This window comes from Luteimonas salinilitoris (assembly GCF_041300785.1).
Taxonomy (GTDB): domain Bacteria; phylum Pseudomonadota; class Gammaproteobacteria; order Xanthomonadales; family Xanthomonadaceae; genus Luteimonas; species Luteimonas salinilitoris.
Map to the genome: position 1 here is coordinate 11,687 of NZ_JBFWIB010000003.1, position 17,318 is coordinate 29,004.

Consider the following 17,318-nt stretch of genomic DNA (forward strand, 5'->3'; position numbering starts at 1 on the left):
TTGATCCGCGGCTGCGGAACCATGAAACATCCGGTGCCGCCGCCGATGCAACGCGCAGTCCGAACACGATGAACCGATCCGCCACCACGACCGACCGCTTCACCCTGCACCCGCAACTGGCGAGCGATACCCACCCGCTGGCGTCGCTGCCGCTGTGCGAGCTGCGCCTGATGGACGATGCCAACTATCCCTGGCTGGTGCTGGTGCCGCGCATCGCCGACGCGCGCGAGCTGATCGACCTGGCGCCGGACCATCGCCATGCCCTGGCCGACGAGGTCGACCGCACCTCGCGCCTGCTGCGCGAGGTGTTCCGGCCGTACAAGCTCAACGTCGCCGCGCTCGGCAACCTGGTGCCGCAGCTGCACATCCACGTGATCGCACGTTTCGAACACGATCCCGCCTGGCCGGCGCCGGTCTGGGGCCGGGTCGCGGCGCGGCCGTACACGCCCGAGGCGCTGGTCGAACGCGTGGCGCGCCTGCGCGACGCGCTGCCGGGGTGACCGGCTTCACGGTCGAACGCCTGGGCGAGGAGGCGCTGCTGCTGCGCCTGGGCGACCGCATCGACGACGACGCCAACCGCCGCGTGCACGCGCTGGCCGCGGCGATCGACGCGCGGTGGCCGCCGTGGCTGTGCGACATCGTGCCGGCATACGCATCGCTGGCGCTGTTCGTCGACGACGATCGTTCCGATCCGGACGACGCTCCGCTGCAACGCGCCGAGCGCTGGCTGCAGGCACAGGACCTGTCCGCGGCCGGCGACCGCGACCCGGGCCGCCGGCCGCCGCTCGAGATCCCGGTCCGCTACGGCGGCGAGTACGGACCCGACCTGGAGGCCGTGGCCGTGCATGCCGGCATCACCGCCGAAGAGGCGGTCGCGCTGCACACGGCCGGCGACTACCGGGTGGCGATGCTGGGGTTCGCGCCGGGCTTCCCGTACCTGCTCGGACTCGACCCGCGCCTGGCAATGCCGCGCATGGACACCCCGCGCACGCGCATTCCCGCCGGCAGCGTGGCGATCGGCGGCGCGCAGACCGGGATCTACCCGCGCGCGAGCCCGGGCGGCTGGCGCATCCTCGGCCACACGCCGCTGGTGCTGTTCGATCCGGCGCGGCCGGCGCCGGCGCTGCTCGAACCCGGGCGGCGCGTGCGCTTCGTGGCGGCCGCCGACGGCGACGCGGCATGAGCATCAAGGTGCTCGCACCGGGCCTGGCGACGACGGTGCAGGACGACGGCCGCACCGGCCTGCGCCACCTCGGCATCGGCTGCGCCGGCGCGCTGGACCTGTATTCGCACGCCGTGGCAAACCTGCTGGCGGGCAACGCCGCCGACGCCGCGACGCTGGAAATCGCGCTGTCGGGGCCGCGGTTGCGGTTCCGCGAACCGGCGCGGATCGCGCTGTGCGGCGCGGCGATCGACGCCGAAGTCGACGGCACCGCGATTCCCGGCTGGCGGCCGGTGCAGCTGCCCGCCGGCAGCACCCTCGCCCTCGGCCGCTGCCGCAAGGGCGCGCGCGCCTACCTGGCGGTGGCCGGCGGGCTGGCGCTGCCGTACACGCTCGGCAGCGCCAGCACCGACCTGCGCGGCGGTTTCGGCGGTGTGCACGGGCGGGCGCTGGCGGCAGGCGATGTGCTGGAACCCGGCGCCGGGGACGTTTCCGCCGTCGAACGGTTGTGGATCGCGCCGTGGTGGATCGACGGAACACCCGACCTCGACCTGTCGACCCCATCGCGCATCCGCGTACTGCCCGGGCGCGATGCCACCACGCCGGCGGACGCGCTGTTCGCCGGCCGCTGGCGCGTGGCCGCCGCCAGCAACCGCCAGGGCCTGCGCCTGGAAGGCGATGCATTGGCGCTGGCGGACGCGCGCGAGCGGATCTCCGAGCCGGTCGCGCCCGGCACCGTGCAGCTGCCGCCGGACGGCTGCCCGATCGTGCTCCTGGCCGATGCCCAGACCCACGGCGGCTATCCGCGCATCGGCCACGCGATCCGCGCCGACCGCCCGCGGCTGGCGCAACTCCGGCCCGGGGATGCGCTCCGTTTCGTACCCTGCACGCCCGCGGAGGCGCACGAGGCCGCTTGCGCGCAACGCCGGCGCCTGACCAGAATCGCACTGGCGATCGATTCCAGGCGGGACGCGGATGCGTAGGCGCATCGACTTCAACTGCGATCTCGGGGAAGGTTGCGACGACGCCGCGATCGTGCCCTGCATCAGCTCGGCCAGCATCGCCTGCGGCGGCCACGCCGGCGACGACGCCAGCATGCGCGCCACCGTGGCGCTGTGCCTGCGCCACGGCGTCGCCATCGGCGCGCACCCGTCGTTCGAGGACCGCGCGTACTTCGGCCGTCGCGAACTGCCGCTCTCGCCCGTCGAGGCGCAGGCGCTGGTGCTGCGCCAGTGCCGTGCGCTGATGGCGGTCTGCGACGCGGCCGGCGCGCGCCTGCACCACGTCAAGCCGCACGGCGCGCTGTACAACCTGGCCGCGCGCGACCCGGCCGTGGCCGAAGGCGTCGCCGCCGCCGTGCACGCGCTCGGCGCGGGCCTGTGGCTGTACGCCCTCGCCGGCTCGGAACTGGTGCACGCGGGGCGTGCGCTCGGCCTGCACGTGGCCGAGGAGGTCTTCGCCGAGCGCGGCTACGAGGCCGACGGCCGGCTGACCCCGCGCGGCCAGCCCGGCGCGGTGATCGAGGATCTCGACGGCGCCCTCGCGCAGGTGCGCACGATGCTGCGCGAGGGCGTGGTGCAGGCGCGCGACGGCAGCCGCGTGCCGATCCGCGCCGACACCCTGTGCCTGCACGGCGACCGCCCCGACGCCGCGGCGTTCGCACGCGCCCTGCGCGCTGCGCTGGAGGCGGACGGCATTGCCGTAGCCGCGCCTTGACCTCGGGATTCGGGAGAGCCTGGCCGCTTTTGCTCGTCATCCCAGCGCAAGCTGGGATCCATTTTGATCTTGCCGTTGCTTTTGAACAGGCAACGGCAACATGGATCCCAGCTTGCGCTGGGATGACGAGACGCTAGCTTTCCTGAGTCCTGCATCCCGCGTCTCCGCATCCCGCGTCCCCGGTTTAGTCGAACACCCTAGGAGTCCCCCGCATGAGCTACTGGCCCCTGATCGGCGTCGCCCTGGTGGTGCTGGGTTTCGCCCTGCGCATGAATCCCGCGCTGGTGGTGGTCACCGCCGGCGTGGTCACCGGGCTGGTGGCCGGCTACACCCCGATCGAGGTGCTGGAACTGCTGGGCGAGGCCTTCACCAAGCAGCGCTACCTCGCGATCTTCCTGCTCACCCTGCCGGTGATCGGACTGCTCGAGCGCCACGGGCTGAAGGAGCGCGCGCAGGCGTGGATCGGGACCCTGCGCGCCGCCACCGCCGGGCGCCTGCTGATCGTCTACCTGGCCGCGCGCCAGATCACCGCGACGCTCGGCCTCAACAGCCTCGGCGGCCATCCGCAGACGGTGCGGCCGCTGCTGGCGCCGATGGCCGAAGGCGCGGCCGAGGCCCGTCACGGCACCCTGCCGGAGGCCGAGCGCGAGCGGCTGAAGGCGCTGTCGGCCGCGACCGACAACGTCGGGCTGTTCTTCGGCGAGGACATCTTCATCGCCTTCGGCGCGGTGCTGCTGATGCAGGGCTTCTACGCCGAGAACGGCATCGTGCTGGAGCCGCTGCACATCGCGCTCTGGGGCATCCCGACCGCGCTCTGCGCCTTCGCCATCCACGCCGCGCGGCTGTCGCGGCTGGACGCGCGGCTGGCGCGCGAAGCGGCCAGGCTGCCCGTCGCCACCGCGGCCGAAGAGCGCGCGTCGTGATCACCCTGCAGTGGGTGTACTGGCTCGCCGGGCTGTACCTGGCGGCGGTCGCCGTGCTCGGCTGGCGCGACCGCGGCAATCCGCGGCGTCATACCACGGCGCTGTTCTGGGGCCTGCTGGGCGCGATGCTGCTGGTCGCCGACCGCCTGCCGGCTGCCGTGGTCGGCGCGGTGGTGGTGGCGCTGGCGTGCCTGGCCGGCTTCGGCGGCCTGGGCCGTGGCCGCTATCGCGAGAGCACGCAGGAGGAAAAGCGCGACGAGGCGCGGCGCCTGGGCAATCGGCTGTTCTGGCCGGCGCTGCTGATCCCGGCGGTGACCGTCCTGGTGGCGGTGGTGCTGGCCGACGTCGAGATCGGCGGCGTGCGCCTGTTCGGCGCCGAGCTGACCACGCTGGTGGGGCTGGGGCTGGCCTGCGTGCTGGCGGTCGCGGCGGCCTGCCGGCTGACCCGGCAGTCGCCGGCCTCGGCCGTCGAGCAGTCGCGGCGGCTGATCGACGCCATCGGCTGGGCCGCGCTGCTGCCGCTGCTGCTGGCCACGCTCGGCAGCGTGTTCGCCGCGGCCGGCGTCGGCGATGCGGTGGCCGGCCTGGTGCGCGCGGTGATCCCGATCGAGAACCGCTTCGTCGTGGTGGTCGCCTACGCCGTGGGGATGGCGCTGTTCACCATGATCATGGGCAACGCGTTCGCCGCGTTCCCGGTGATGACCGCCGGCATCGGCCTGCCGCTGCTGGTGGGCGTGCACGGCGCCGATCCCGCGCCGCTGGCGGCGATCGGCATGCTGTCCGGCTACTGCGGCACCCTGCTGACGCCGATGGCGGCCAACTTCAACCTGGTGCCGGCGGCGCTGCTGGAACTGAAGGACCCGAACGCGGTGATCCGGCAACAGGTGGCCACCGCGCTGCCGCTGCTGGCTTGCAACGTGCTGCTGATGTACTTCATCGTGTTCCGATGACTTCGAAACCCGCCAGGCGCGCAACACCTACGGTGCTGCTGACCGGCTTCGCACCGTTCGGCGATGAATCGGACAATCCCAGCTGGCAGGCGGCGTCGGCGCTCGACGACACGCGCATCGCCGGGCACCGCGTCATCGCGCGCGAGCTGCCGGTGGAATTCGGCACATCGCTGCGCGTGCTGCGCGCGGCGATCCGCGAGACCGCGCCGGCGCTGGTGCTGTGCGTCGGCCAGGCCGGCGGCCGCACGCGGCTGTCCCTCGAACGGGTGGCGATCAACGTCGACGACGCGCGCATCGCCGACAACGCCGGGAGGCAGCCGATCGACGCGCCGGTGGTCGCCGGCGGTCCCGCGGCGTACTTCGGCACGCTGCCGATCAAGGCGATGCTGGCGGCGCTGCTGCGCGCCGGGATCCCCGCCGAGATCTCGCAGACCGCCGGCACCTACGTCTGCAACCACGTGTTCTACGGGCTGATGCACGCCCTGCGCCGGCGCCGCGTGCGCGGCGGGTTCGTGCATATCCCCTACTCGCCGCGGCAGGCCGCCGCCCATCCGGGCGCCGCCAGCCTGGGCCTGGACACCGTGGCCGAGGGCCTGCGGATCGCGCTGCGCACCGCGCTGGTCACGCAAGTCGACGACAGGCTCGCCGCCGGCGCCGAACACTAGGGCCTGTTAACGCTTATGGCGCATGCCGCGCCGGGCCTGCGGGCGTGCGGGGCAAGGAAGAACGAGGGCGCGTATGTCGATACGCAACCGAGTGATGACACCGCCCGTAGGAGCGCGCCATGCGCGCGATGCCGCGGATGTCGGAATGACGGACGGTATTGGAAACGCCCGGGCCGCAAGGGCGCCGGCATCGCGCGCATGGCGCGCTCCTACGAAGAAGGGCCGGATCGACCCGTCTCCGCAGGCACGATCGAAGCGATGCCGCGCCCCGGGGACCGGTCAGGTCCGCGGCAGGGTGACGCCGCGCTGCCCCTGGTACTTGCCGCCGCGGTCCTTGTAAGAAGTCTCGCAGACGTCGTCCTCGTCGGACTGGAAGAACAGCATCTGCGCCACGCCCTCGTTGGCGTAGATGCGCGCCGGCAGCGGCGTGGTGTTGCTGAACTCCAGGGTCACGTGGCCTTCCCACTCCGGTTCCAGCGGGGTCACGTTGACGATGATCCCGCAGCGCGCGTAGGTGCTCTTGCCCAGGCAGACCACCAGCACGTCGCGCGGAATGCGGAAGTACTCGACCGTGCGCGCCAGCGCGAACGAGTTGGGCGGGATGATGCACTGGTCCGCCTCGACGTCGACGAAGCTGCCCGGATCGAAGTGCTTCGGATCGACGATCGTCGAATTGATGTTGGTGAACACCTTGAACTCGCGCGAGCAGCGCACGTCGTAGCCGTAGCTGGAGGTGCCGTAGCTGACGATGCGTTCGCCCTCGGCCGCGCCGCCCTTGTTGGCATATTTGACCTGGCCCGGCTCGAACGGCTCGATCATGCCGCCCTGCTCGGCCATGCGCCGGATCCAGCGGTCGCTCTTGATGCTCATGCGTCGGGGTGTCCGGCCTGCTGCGGGAGAGCCGGTATTGTAGGGGCGAAGGCGCCGGCCTTCATCCCCGCCGACATGCGAGCCTCGGGCGCCCCCACGAACGCAGCCACCGAACGAGGCACCCGCAATCCCGGTTGTGGGAGCGACGGGAGTCGCGACGCCGATACGACTCCCCGGCGGCGGCTGGCCCGTTTCGTAGGAGCGCGCCATGCGCGCGATGCCGCGGGTGCCGGCCGAATCCGGTGGATGCCGCGATTCCGGACCGGCAGGCGCGCCGGTCACCGGAATTTGCGGGCGGCGCATTGCCCGCGGCATCGCGCGCATGGCGCGCTCCGACGAATCCGCCGCCGTAGAGAGATACCGCCGCCACCCCTGCCGGCCTGCCATTTATCGTGGCCCGCTATTGCCCGGCGGCCGGCCAGCGATAGTGGCCCTCTACCGGCCAAGCGAACAGCACGTCCTCGACCTGCGCCCCGGCGCCGATGTTGTGCACCACCAGCGGGCGGCCGTGTGCGCCGTGGCGTCGGCTGACGATGCCGATGTGCGGCAGGCCGTTGGGCAGCCGCCAGCTGACGATGTCGCCGGCGAGGTAGTGATGTGGATCATCCGAACGTGGCAGCGCCAGCCCGCGGCGCTCCAGGAACGTCTCCAGGTTGGGAACACGGCGGTGGTCGATGTTGCGATCCGGTGCGCGCAGACCCCAGTGGCGCGGGTAGGCCGCGAAAGCGGCGCGCATGTCCTGGTGCACCAGCGACTGCAGGTCGGCACCGGCGGCCTCGCGCAGCGCGCGCACCACCACGTCGGTGCAGACCCCGCGGTCGGCGGGCACGTCACCGCCGGGATAGTCGAGGCGGACGTAGGCGGGGTCGTAATATAGCGTGACCCCGACCTGGGTTTCGGCGGCCGCGGCCAGGCGCGCGTTGCCGGCCTGCAGGCCGGGCGACATCAGCAGTGCGAAGGCCACCAGCCAGGCATGGACCCCTCGCATCGTGAGTCGACCCCACGGACCCGGGCCGCGGCATCGTGCAGGCTCCCGCCGGCCGGATGGCCGGTCCCCGTGCACCGGCACGGCCATGACGAGGCCAGCGCTCGCCTGGGCCGCCAACCTCACACCAGCGAGGCCGAGATCGGCATCGATGCGCGCGGACGCTTGCCGAGTTCCTCGACCAGCCGGCGCGCAGTGTCGACATAGGCGCGCGCCGCGGCCGAGTCCGGCTGCGCGGCGACCACCGGCGTGCCGGCATCACCCTGCTCGCGGATCCCGGCCTCCAGCGGCAGCGATCCCAGCAGCGGCACGCCGTACTGCTCCGCCATGCGCTCGCCGCCGCCCTGGCCGAACAGATGTTCGACGTGGCCGCAGTTGGTGCACACGTGCTGGGCCATGTTCTCGATCAGCCCGAGCACCGCCACGTCAACCTTCTGGAACATCTTCAGCGCCTTGCGCGCGTCCAGCGTGGCCACGTCCTGCGGCGTGGTGACGATGATCGCGCCGGCGACGGGAATCTTCTGCGCCAGCGTCAGCTGGATGTCGCCGGTGCCGGGCGGCAGGTCGACGATCAGGTAGTCCAGGCCGTCTTCGCCGCCCCACAGCGTCTCGTTCAGCAGCTGCGTCAGCGCCGAGGTCGCCATCGGCCCGCGCCAGATCATCGGCGTGTCCTGCTCGACCAGCAGCCCGATCGACATCGCCTCGATGCCGTGCGCGCGCATCGGGACGATCGACTTGCCGTCCGGGCTGTCCGGCCGCCCCGACAGGCCCAGCATCATCGGCACACTGGGCCCGTAGACATCGGCATCGAGCACGCCGACGCGCGCGCCATCGGCCGCCAGCGCGAGCGCCAGGTTCACCGCCGTGGTCGATTTGCCGACCCCGCCCTTGCCGGAGCCGATCGCAATGATGTTGCGGACGCGGGGGAGTGGCTTGAGCTGGCCCTGGACGGCATGGGCGGGAATGCGCCCGTTCATGTCTGCCGACCGGATCGAATGGATTCGTACTGCTGCAAGTTCAGGCGGATCTTCACACGACACCAAAACATCGGATGGACCTCCATTGTCTCATCCACAGTTCCGGCGGTGCCGGCGAGCCTTTCGCTCGTCGGATTGGTTCTGGGTCAAGTGCCAAATTGTGGCACCCAGGTTAAGCCCATGTTAACTTCGGGTTACCGACTGCCTGCCAGGCGGATCTTTCTTTAAAAAAAACTTTTTATTTTCAATAAGTTAGATGGAAAAGGGGATTCTGAATGACTGCTAAAAGTGCATTGAAGCGGAGCCGCCTGAGTTCCGCAATGTTTGCCGCGTTGCTGCTTCCGGCCACGGGCGCCGCATTCGCGCAAGAGACCCAGGATGAGCAGGCAACCACCGACACGCCGCAGGCCAGGACGCTCGACAGGGTCACGGTGACCGGATCGCTGATCCCGCAGACCGAGATCGAGACCTTTACGCCGGTCACGGTCATCTCGGCGGAAGACATCCAGATGCGCGGCTTCACCGGCCTGTCGGAGGTACTGCAGCAATCCTCCTACCAGACAGGTGGCCTCCAAGGCGGACAGACGTCAGCATCGTTCACGCAGGGTGCCGAAGCGGCGGGCATGTTCGGCCTCGACCCCGGCTACACCAAGTACCTGATCAACGGCCGCCCGATGGCCAACTATCCGGCCCTCTACAACGGCAGCGATACGTTCAACAACATCAGCGGCATCCCGATCGACCTGGTCGAGCGCATCGAGATCCTGCCCGGCGGGCAGTCTTCGTTGTACGGTTCCGATGCCATCGCCGGCGTGGTCAACGTCATCCTCAAGAAGGATCTCGATCATGGCGTGCTGACCGTACGCGGCGGCGCCTTCTCGGAAGGAGGCGGCAGCAGCGTTCGATTCAGCCTGGCCGACAGCTTCAGCGCCATGGACGGCCGCCTGAACGTGCTGGCTGGCGTCCAGTACGAGACCCGCGACCCGATCTGGGGCTATCAGCGCGATCTCACCGACAAGTACAACAACGTTGGCTACACGCCGGCGACCGCCAGCCGCGATTACCTGGTGTACGGCTATTCCGACATCGCCAACCAGGGTTTCGGCAACTACGGCTATGTCTTTGCCGATCCCAACGACTGCGCCAACGTCACCGGCCAGTTCGGCGGCACCGAGGGATTGCAGAATCGCCCTGGATTCGGCGAATACTGCGGCTCCTTCATCACCCCGGGCTATCGCACCATCAGGAACGGCAAGGACAGCGGCCAGCTGTACACGCACGCGACATTCGACGTGAGCAACAGCTTCCAACTGTACGGCGATCTGCTCTACAGCTACGAGAGCGTCGAGAACGCCACCGGCTCCAACTACACCTGGTGGGGCACCGGCGCCAAGTACGGCTACTACTACGATCCCGATTTCGATGCCTTGCTGAACCTGCAGCGCGCCTTCTCCCCCGAGGACATCGGCGGCGCCGGATACCGCGACATCATGAACACCGACCGCAGCAATTCCTACATGCTGACCCTGGGCGGCAACGGGATCTTCGGCGACAGCAACTGGGAATACGACGTCGGCCTCACCCGCACCGAATACAAGCTGACCGAACGCAGCTGGGTACGCTGGGCCGATCCGATCGACGACTACTTCACCGAGAACGTACTCGGCCCGCAACTGGGCATGGATCCGTACTTCGGCGCATATCCGGTGTTCCAGCCGGACTATGCGGCGTTCTACACGCCGATGTCGCCGGTGGACTTCGCAAGCTTCACCGGCTACGCCACGACCGAGAGCAAGACCTGGGACAACATGCTGCGCGCGCAGGTCACCAACAGCGAGCTGTTCTCGCTGCCGGGGGGCAACGCCGGCCTGGCGGTGGTGGTCGAAGGCGGCAACCAGGGTTGGGACTACAGCCCGGACCCTCGCCTGATCGAGGATCCCGTCACGCTCGAGTCGGAGGTCTGGGGGCAGACGTCGGTCAGCGGCAGCGGTCACCGCAGCCGCTACGCGGTTACCGGCGAGCTGCGGATGCCGCTTCTCGAGCCGCTGACGGTCACCTTGTCCGGGCGCTATGACGCCTTCGACGTGGCCAGCAACACGACCGACAAGCCTACCTACAGCATTGGCCTGGAATACCGGCCGGTCCAAAGCCTGCTGTTCCGCGGAAAATACGGCACGGCCTTCCGCGCACCCACGCTGTCGGACGTTTTCCAGGGCATCAGCGGGTACTACAGCAGCGTCACGGACTATTACCGCTGCTGGGACGAGCAGGGCTATGCCCCCGGAAACACCGACGACTGCACATATGACAGCTCCCAGTTCTTCGGCCAGCAGTCCGGCAATCCGGATCTCGAACCGATCGAAGCCGACGTATGGAACGCCGGCGTGGTCTGGGCCCCGACGTCCACCTTGTCGATGTCCGTGGACTACTACAGCTGGGACATCGAGAACGAGGTCGACCTGCAGAGTGCCGAGCAGCTCGCACTGCTGGAATACTTCTGCCGTACCGGGCAGGCCGACATGAACTCCCAAGCGTGCCAGGCCGCCACGACCTGGATCGTCCGTGGCGCCACCGGCGCCATCGAGACCATCTACACGCCAAAGGTCAACGTCGCCCAGCAGAAGCTGGAAGCCGTGACCGCCAGCCTCAATTGGGTAGTGGACATCGGCCGTTTCGGCAGCCTGGCGTTCGCCGGCAACTACACCAACAACCTGGAGCACACGGTAAGGCCGCTGCCTGACTCTCCGGATATCGACCTGTTGCGCGATCCGTACTACATGTGGATCTACGACGCCTATGCCAAGACCCGTGCGGACGCTTCGGTGGCCTGGAACCTCGGCAAGTGGACGACCACCCTGTACGCAAACCGCATCGGCAAGACTCCGAACTATCTGGCCTATCTCAACCGAACGTTCGATTACGAGCACTCGTCCGGAGAGAAGGCCGGCTGGTGGAAGCCGTACACCACGTACAACATGAGCGTGAACTACACACCGATCGAGACATTGCAGTTCTCGCTCATGGCCAACAACGTCTTCAACGACATGCCGGACCATCAGGCCAACAACCACCCAGGCACGACAGGTACCCCGTACAACAACTACTTCTACAATACGTACGGTCGTGCCATCTATTTCGAGGCACGCTACAAGTTCGGCGCCAGCAACTGAGCCCGGCTGATCTCCGTTCATCTTCAGGCCCCGCGCAAGTGGGGCCTTTTTTTGGGGAATGGACGAAACCTCCCTGCAGCCCTACGCTCTGGTCGTCGACCAGTCACGGCCGATCACCAGACCAGAACCCAAGGGAGGGTTTTCATGCGTATCCAGAGTGCTCTTTTCGCGCTGACAATGCTTCCGGCGATGGCGTTCGCCCAGGACGGCCCCACCGGCCGCTGGCAAACCATCGACGACGAGACCGGCAAGGCCAAATCGGTCGTCGAGATCAGCCAGGCGGCCGACGGCACCCTGTCAGGCAAGGTGGTCGAGATCCTGCAGTCCGACCGCGGCCCCAACCCGACCTGCGACAAGTGCAGCGGTGCCAACAAGGACAAACCGATCGAGGGCATGACGATCCTCTGGGACCTCAAGCCCGACGGCGACGCCTGGTCCGGCGGCACCATCCTCGATCCGGCCAAGGGCAAGACCTACAAGTCCAAGGCGCAGCTGATCGACGCCCACCGCCTGGGCGTATCCGGCTGCGTGGCCTTCATATGCCGCGAGCAGGTGTGGCAGCGCGAATGAGCCGCTGACGCCCTTGAAAAACTCAAAACGGCCCGGCATTCGTCGGGCCGTTTTCGTTCTAGCGTTGTCCGTCATCCTGCAGCACGGTTGTCACCGTGTTTCGCTTTCTCTGCCGTTTCCTGACGCTGTTTCTGTGACGTGGTTGCTCGAGTCGAGATGGCCCGCGATATAAGTTCGAATATGCAGGGGGTACCTCAATCACAAGGATGAACCGCATGAATAGGATACTTGCTGTAGTAATTGGAGCAACTTTCTTTGTATCCCTTGCTTATGCTGGATCACAGGGATTCCGGTTAGATGCACATGAGACCTTCAAAGATGGAGATCGAGTCGAAGCAATCCAGGCGACTCTCACGACCTCCACCAACGATCAAGTGACGGCGGACTATGCTGCGTTTGTGCAAAAAGCCGCTCAAGAAATTTCCGGCGCTCTCGGTCTCCCGTATGTTGTAGAGCTCTACGGAACCGTTAAGCTGGATATCGATGGAATGCAGGCCTACACAGATGCTGCTCGGTACTATCCTGAGTTGAACACCTTCGCCACAGAGCATTTCAATGCCCCCTTTGTCAATGAGAAGTTCGCGACCGTCGGCTGCACCGCTTCCGGGAATCAAGTTCAAGTAACGTATGCCAACGGCACAGTCCTCACGGGCGATACTGCTTGCGTCGGCGGCGCTGGGTATTCCTGCTCGGGCGGCCAATTGAACAGTCTAGGTGCCTGTTAAGGTGTCACTACTAGAAGCCAAGAGGGGCCGGTTTACACCGAGCCCCTTTTCCCATGCCGGTATCAAGCCTTGCCCGCAGCGCTGGCTAATTTAGCCGTGTCGTAGCGCCGCCGATTGAGCTCCGCGCGGCAACATGCGGCGACATTCAGACAAGGAAGACTCTGAGTACTCGCGAGGCAGGATCTACAGTGACCCTAATAGACACCCAAGACGTGGATGATCACTAGTTCATCAAAGTCAATGATCTACACCCCTGCCTAGACCATGCTCCATACCCTTTCAGACCGGCAACTAAGAGCCATCTGCGTTGGGCATGCAATAATCGCCGGTCGTTTCCCGCGCGCACCGCTATGCCACGTCCCGCCGTCGTCACCACCGCCCTGCCCTACGCCAACGGCCCGCTGCACCTGGGCCACCTGGTGGGCTACATCCAGGCCGACATCTGGGTGCGCGCGCGGCGCATGGCCGGCGAGACCGCCCATTTCGTCTGCGCCGACGACACCCACGGCACGCCAATCATGCTGGCGGCGGAAAAGGCCGGCACCACGCCCGAGGCCTTCATCGCCGGCGTCCAGGCCGGGCACGAGCGCGACTTCGCCGATTTCGGAGTCGCCTTCGACCACTACGATTCGACCCACTCGCCGCGCAACCGCGCGCTGACCGAGGCGATCTACAGCAAGCTCGACAACAACGGCCACATCAGCCGGCGCTCGGTGGCGCAGTTCTACGATCCGGCCAAGGGCATGTTCCTGCCCGACCGCTACATCAAGGGCACCTGCCCCAACTGCGGCACGCCCGACCAGTACGGCGACAACTGCGAAAACTGCGGCGCCACCTACGCGCCGACCGACCTGAAGGAGCCGCGCTCGGTGCTGTCGGGCGCGGCGCCGGAACTGCGCGAGTCCGAGCACTTCTTCTTCGAGGTCGGGCAGTTCGAGGGCTTCCTGCGCGAATGGCTGCACGGCGACGTGGCCGTGCCCGGCGTGAAAGCCAAGCTGCAGGAATGGCTGGACGGCGAAGGCGGCCTGCGCGCCTGGGACATCTCCCGCGACGCGCCGTACTTCGGCTTCGAGATCCCGGGCCATCCCGGAAAATTCCTGTACGTCTGGCTGGACGCGCCGATCGGCTACCTCAGCAGCTTCCAGGCGCTGTGCGAACGCGAGGGCCTGAACTTCTTCGAGTTCCTGGCGCCGGACAGCGATTCCGAACTGCACCATTTCATCGGCAAGGACATCGTCAACTTCCACGGCCTGTTCTGGCCGGCGGTGCTGCACGGCGCCGGCTTCCGCGCGCCGACGCGGCTGCACGTCAACGGCTACCTGACCGTCGACGGCGCCAAGATGTCGAAGTCGCGCGGCACCTTCGTCATGGCCCGCACCTATCTCGACTGCGGGCTGCATCCCGAGGCGCTGCGCTACTACTACGCGGCGAAATCCTCGGGCGGGGTGGACGACCTCGATCTCAACCTGTCCGACTTCGTCGCCCGCGTGAATGCCGACCTGGTCGGCAAGTTCGTCAACCTCGCCAGCCGCTGCGCGGGCTTCATCGGCAAGCGCTTCGACGGCCGCCTGGCCGCGGCGTTGCCGGAGCCGGACATGTATGCGCGCTTCGTCGCCGGCCTGGCGCCGATCCGCGAGGCCTACGAGCGCAACGAACCGGCGGCGGTGCTGCGCATGACCATGGCCCTGGCCGACGAGGCCAATCGCTACATCGACGAGAAGAAGCCCTGGGTGATCGCCAAGCAGGCGGGCGCCGATGCCGAACTGCAGGCGGTCTGTACCCAGGGGCTGAACCTGTTCCGGGTGCTGGCGGCGGCGCTGCGGCCGGTGCTGCCGGCGGTGACGGCGCAGGCGGAGGCGTTCCTCGCCGCCCCGCTCGAACGCTGGCGAGACCTCGACGCGCCGCTGCTCGACCACGCGATCGAGACCTATGCTCCGCTGTTCACCCGACTCGACCCGAAGCAGATCGCCGCCATGACCGAAGCCAGCAAGGAAGACCTCAAGCCCGCCGCGCAAGCCCCGGCGGAAGCGAAGGCGGTCGCGACAGGCGATGCCGCGGCGAAGGGCGCCGCGAGCACCGCCGCCCCCGCGACCATCGGCATCGACGATTTCGCGAAACTCGACCTGCGCATCGGCCGCGTACTCGCCTGCGAGTTCGTCGAGGGCTCCGACAAGCTGCTGCGCTTCGAGCTGGACGCCGGTGAACTCGGCCGCCGCCAGATCTTCTCCGGCATCCGCGCCAGCTACGGCGAGCCGGAGAAGCTGGTCGGGCGCAACGTGGTCTTCATCGCCAACCTGGCGCCGCGCAAGATGCGTTTCGGCCTCAGCGAGGGCATGATCCTGTCGGCCGGCTTCGACGGCGGTACGCTGGCGCTGCTCGATGCCGACGCGGGTGCCGAGCCGGGCATGCCGGTCAGGTGACGAGCCGTCCCACTTCGTGCCGTGCACACGCCCCGCACAGCCATCGATGAAATCGTGAAACACCACCCTCCTCGTAGAGCGGAGCTTGCTCCGCTGCTCCCGGCTCCGGAGCCCGCGCAGCGGAGCAAGCTCCGCTCTACGTTTGATGGGCATTGATGTGACCGCCGATTCCGCCCTCGTCGAACGCATCGACCGCCTGCTGCCGCAGACGCAGTGCCGGCAGTGCGGCTTCGACGGCTGCCGCCCCTACGCCGAGGCGCTGGCGGCCGGCGAGGCCGACATCGACCGCTGCCCGCCCGGCGGCGACGCCGGCGCCCGGGCGCTGGCGCGACTGCTCGGACGCGACGCCCTGCCCTACGACCGCACGCGCGGCACCTACCGTCCGCCCGAGATCGCCCTGATCGTCGAAGCCGACTGCATCGGCTGCACCAAGTGCATCCAGGCCTGCCCGGTGGACGCCATCGTCGGCGGCGCCAAGCGCATGCATACCGTCATCGAGCCGCTGTGCACCGGTTGCGAGCTGTGCGTTCCCGCCTGCCCGGTGGATTGCATCGACATGGTCCCCGCCGGGCCCGAATCGCAGGTCCGCTAGTCGAGCGGGATGTCCGTGTCGGCCAGTACCGCACGGACCTCGTCGAGCTGCTGGCCATAGCGCTTCCACCGCCCGATCGAGGTGCTGTAGAGCGGCGAGCGCACCTGCACGGCGCTGGCGCTCGACACCGGCGCCGCGTTGTCCTGGAACCGCAGGCATGCATCGTCCCAGGGCAGCCCGCAGTGCTTCAGCAGCTTTCGGGTGGCAGCCTCCTGGCCGGAGACGATCTCCTCGTAGCCGATCTCAAGGATGCGCCCGGGCATGACGCTGCGCCAGTGCGACATCAGGCGGTCGAACAGCGCGAAGTAGCGCGCCGTGTCGACGATGTCGAACGAGTAGTCGTAGTACGGAGAGGTCAACGCGAACAGCTGCCTGAAGTTGCTGACGCAAGTGTCCATCGCGCCGCGGCGCAGGCAGACCAGGCTCGCGTTCGGCAGCGCCGCGGCGATGAATCCGGCATAGAGGAAATTGTGCGGCAGCTTGTCGATGAAGCGGTCCGCCTGGCCGGTGCCCGGGCGGGTGCTGGCGATGTAGCGCTCCCCCAGGGCCTTCCAGTCGAGCGCGCCGCTGCACCGCAGCGTGTCGACATCGAGCATCGGCGGCGTAGTGCTGCCCGATGCGCGCTTCAGGGCCACGGCGAAGTTCTGCAGCTCGCCGGCCGACTGCACGGACGGGTGGCTGGACAGGATGCGGTCGACGAGGGTGGTGCCGGTCCTCGGCATGCCCATGACGAAGACCGGTTCGCCGCTGTCGCATCCCTGCGCCTGCGAGGGCTGCGGCGATACGCGGATGATCTCGGCAAAGACCTCCTCGTCCCGTTCGAACGCGTAGTCGAGCGTGGCGCGCCATGCTGCCTTGCCTGCGAGCAGGTGGCGAAAGGACTGCTCGTGCTCGCCGAGATCGGAATACTCCTTCTCCAGGGCCAGGTTGAGGTACAAGCGTGCGGCGGGATCGTCGCCGCAGCCGGCCAAGAGCTTCAGCAGGCGGTCGACATGGTTTCGCTCCGTGGTCTGCCGGCGCAGCTGCGAAAGCGCGAGGTGCGCTTTCCAGAAACCAGGAGCGCGCGCCAGGCAAGCCTCGTGCTCGCGCTCGGCCGCATCAAGCTCGCCGACAAAGGTCAACGAGGTGGCGAGATTGAAGCGGAACCCCGCCTGTTCCGGCATCACCGCCACGGCACGCTGGAACGCCTCGACGGCGCGGCGGTGATCGTTGGCCTGGGTGAAGACCACGCCCAGCGTGTCGAGGGTCATCGGGTCCTGCGGGCCGAGACGCATGGCGTAGTCGGCCGCGGTCACGGCTTCGCGCATCGCATGGGTCGTGGCCAGTACCCGCGCCCACTGCGCCACGTAGTCCGGACGCTTCGGGTTCAGGCGCGCGGCTTTGCCGAGGTGCTCGAACGCCTGCGGCATGCGCTGGCGCTGCAATGCGGCCACGCCGACCACGAAATGCAGCCCGGCATGCCCGGAAGCCTGCGCCAGGATCGAGGCGCCGAGGCGCTCGGCCGCCTCCCACTCGCGGCGGTTGAGCGCTTCGACGGCCTGCCGGTACACCAGGGAGGTTTCGTGCGCCGCGTTCATCGCTATCCGTCGGCTC

The 17,318-nt window shown here is 68.1% G+C and carries 16 protein-coding genes; 12 read left to right on the plus strand and 4 right to left on the minus strand.

Annotated features, from left to right (window positions below):
* Positions 1 to 68 precede the first annotated feature (68 nt).
* The 7 genes from AB5T46_RS06795 to pcp all read left to right on the plus strand — a co-directional run bounded on the left by AB5T46_RS06795 (position 69) and on the right by pcp (position 5,416).
* Positions 69 to 500, plus strand: a complete 432-nt coding sequence (locus tag AB5T46_RS06795) for an HIT domain-containing protein (RefSeq protein WP_370563129.1) — start codon at positions 69 to 71, stop codon at positions 498 to 500.
* Positions 497 to 1,183 (plus strand): 5-oxoprolinase subunit PxpB, encoded by a 687-nt coding sequence (gene pxpB, locus AB5T46_RS06800; RefSeq protein WP_370563130.1) that lies wholly within the window; start codon positions 497 to 499, stop codon positions 1,181 to 1,183. The genes AB5T46_RS06795 and pxpB overlap by 4 nt, the downstream gene beginning before the upstream one ends.
* Entirely contained in the window at positions 1,180 to 2,145 is a 966-nt protein-coding gene (locus AB5T46_RS06805; protein WP_370563131.1) for a 5-oxoprolinase subunit C family protein, read from the plus strand. The genes pxpB and AB5T46_RS06805 overlap by 4 nt, the downstream gene beginning before the upstream one ends.
* Positions 2,138 to 2,878 (plus strand): 5-oxoprolinase subunit PxpA, encoded by a 741-nt coding sequence (locus AB5T46_RS06810; protein WP_370563132.1) that lies wholly within the window; start codon positions 2,138 to 2,140, stop codon positions 2,876 to 2,878. The genes AB5T46_RS06805 and AB5T46_RS06810 overlap by 8 nt, the downstream gene beginning before the upstream one ends.
* Before the next feature lie 212 nt (positions 2,879 to 3,090).
* Positions 3,091 to 3,801, plus strand: a complete 711-nt coding sequence (locus tag AB5T46_RS06815) for a DUF969 domain-containing protein (protein ID WP_370563133.1) — start codon at positions 3,091 to 3,093, stop codon at positions 3,799 to 3,801.
* The gene (locus tag AB5T46_RS06820) at positions 3,798 to 4,751 is read left to right on the plus strand and encodes a DUF979 domain-containing protein (protein ID WP_370563134.1); all 954 of its coding nucleotides are present in this window, start codon (positions 3,798 to 3,800) and stop codon (positions 4,749 to 4,751) included. Before AB5T46_RS06815 ends, AB5T46_RS06820 begins: the two co-directional genes overlap by 4 nt.
* Complete coding sequence (pcp, locus tag AB5T46_RS06825; protein ID WP_370563135.1) at positions 4,748 to 5,416, plus strand: pyroglutamyl-peptidase I; 669 nt, start codon at positions 4,748 to 4,750, stop codon at positions 5,414 to 5,416. Before AB5T46_RS06820 ends, pcp begins: the two co-directional genes overlap by 4 nt.
* Positions 5,417 to 5,695: 279 nt before the next feature.
* Here pcp and dcd read toward each other — a convergent pair whose 3' ends face one another.
* The 3 genes from dcd to apbC all read right to left on the minus strand — a co-directional run bounded on the left by dcd (position 5,696) and on the right by apbC (position 8,248).
* The gene (gene dcd / locus AB5T46_RS06830) at positions 5,696 to 6,286 is read right to left on the minus strand and encodes a dCTP deaminase (protein WP_370563136.1); all 591 of its coding nucleotides are present in this window, start codon (positions 6,284 to 6,286) and stop codon (positions 5,696 to 5,698) included.
* Positions 6,287 to 6,686: 400 nt separating this feature from the next.
* Positions 6,687 to 7,274, minus strand: coding sequence for a DUF1287 domain-containing protein (locus tag AB5T46_RS06835; protein ID WP_370563137.1), 588 nt, complete (start codon positions 7,272 to 7,274; stop codon positions 6,687 to 6,689).
* 119 nt (positions 7,275 to 7,393) lie between these two features.
* Positions 7,394 to 8,248: an iron-sulfur cluster carrier protein ApbC gene (gene apbC / locus AB5T46_RS06840; RefSeq protein WP_370563139.1), complete on the minus strand. Its 855-nt coding sequence runs from the start codon at positions 8,246 to 8,248 to the stop codon at positions 7,394 to 7,396.
* A gap of 320 nt (positions 8,249 to 8,568) precedes the next feature.
* Here apbC and AB5T46_RS06845 point away from each other — a divergent pair, with 320 nt between their 5' ends.
* From AB5T46_RS06845 to rnfB, 5 genes are all read left to right on the plus strand, one after another.
* Positions 8,569 to 11,418, plus strand: a complete 2,850-nt coding sequence (locus tag AB5T46_RS06845) for a TonB-dependent receptor plug domain-containing protein (RefSeq protein WP_370563140.1) — start codon at positions 8,569 to 8,571, stop codon at positions 11,416 to 11,418.
* Positions 11,419 to 11,562: 144 nt separating this feature from the next.
* Positions 11,563 to 11,988, plus strand: coding sequence for a DUF2147 domain-containing protein (locus tag AB5T46_RS06850; protein ID WP_370563141.1), 426 nt, complete (start codon positions 11,563 to 11,565; stop codon positions 11,986 to 11,988).
* 215 nt (positions 11,989 to 12,203) lie between these two features.
* Positions 12,204 to 12,713: a hypothetical protein gene (locus AB5T46_RS06855; RefSeq protein ID WP_370563142.1), complete on the plus strand. Its 510-nt coding sequence runs from the start codon at positions 12,204 to 12,206 to the stop codon at positions 12,711 to 12,713.
* A gap of 350 nt (positions 12,714 to 13,063) precedes the next feature.
* Positions 13,064 to 15,133, plus strand: coding sequence for a methionine--tRNA ligase (gene metG, locus AB5T46_RS06860; RefSeq protein ID WP_370563143.1), 2,070 nt, complete (start codon positions 13,064 to 13,066; stop codon positions 15,131 to 15,133).
* Between the two features lie 145 nt (positions 15,134 to 15,278).
* A complete protein-coding gene (rnfB, locus tag AB5T46_RS06865; protein WP_370563144.1) occupies positions 15,279 to 15,725 on the plus strand; it encodes an Rnf electron transport complex subunit RnfB in 447 nt (148 codons plus the stop codon).
* Here the strand turns inward: rnfB and AB5T46_RS06870 are convergent.
* The gene (locus tag AB5T46_RS06870) at positions 15,722 to 17,302 is read right to left on the minus strand and encodes a tetratricopeptide repeat-containing sulfotransferase family protein (protein WP_370563145.1); all 1,581 of its coding nucleotides are present in this window, start codon (positions 17,300 to 17,302) and stop codon (positions 15,722 to 15,724) included. The genes rnfB and AB5T46_RS06870 overlap by 4 nt on opposite strands.
* Positions 17,303 to 17,318 lie beyond the last annotated feature (16 nt).

Coding starts and splice junctions, on each gene's coding strand:
- AB5T46_RS06870 (WP_370563145.1), bottom strand. CDS start 17,302: ATGAACGCGGCGCACGAAACCTCCCTGGTGTACCGGCAGGCCGTCGAA.
- AB5T46_RS06855 (WP_370563142.1), top strand. CDS start 12,204: ATGAATAGGATACTTGCTGTAGTAATTGGAGCAACTTTCTTTGTATCC.
- AB5T46_RS06805 (WP_370563131.1), top strand. CDS start 1,180: ATGAGCATCAAGGTGCTCGCACCGGGCCTGGCGACGACGGTGCAGGAC.
- apbC (WP_370563139.1), bottom strand. CDS start 8,248: ATGAACGGGCGCATTCCCGCCCATGCCGTCCAGGGCCAGCTCAAGCCA.
- metG (WP_370563143.1), top strand. CDS start 13,064: ATGCCACGTCCCGCCGTCGTCACCACCGCCCTGCCCTACGCCAACGGC.
- AB5T46_RS06845 (WP_370563140.1), top strand. CDS start 8,569: ATGTTTGCCGCGTTGCTGCTTCCGGCCACGGGCGCCGCATTCGCGCAA.
- AB5T46_RS06795 (WP_370563129.1), top strand. CDS start 69: ATGAACCGATCCGCCACCACGACCGACCGCTTCACCCTGCACCCGCAA.
- pcp (WP_370563135.1), top strand. CDS start 4,748: ATGACTTCGAAACCCGCCAGGCGCGCAACACCTACGGTGCTGCTGACC.
- AB5T46_RS06850 (WP_370563141.1), top strand. CDS start 11,563: ATGCGTATCCAGAGTGCTCTTTTCGCGCTGACAATGCTTCCGGCGATG.
- dcd (WP_370563136.1), bottom strand. CDS start 6,286: ATGAGCATCAAGAGCGACCGCTGGATCCGGCGCATGGCCGAGCAGGGC.
- AB5T46_RS06810 (WP_370563132.1), top strand. CDS start 2,138: ATGCGTAGGCGCATCGACTTCAACTGCGATCTCGGGGAAGGTTGCGAC.
- rnfB (WP_370563144.1), top strand. CDS start 15,279: ATGGGCATTGATGTGACCGCCGATTCCGCCCTCGTCGAACGCATCGAC.
- AB5T46_RS06815 (WP_370563133.1), top strand. CDS start 3,091: ATGAGCTACTGGCCCCTGATCGGCGTCGCCCTGGTGGTGCTGGGTTTC.
- AB5T46_RS06835 (WP_370563137.1), bottom strand. CDS start 7,274: ATGCGAGGGGTCCATGCCTGGCTGGTGGCCTTCGCACTGCTGATGTCG.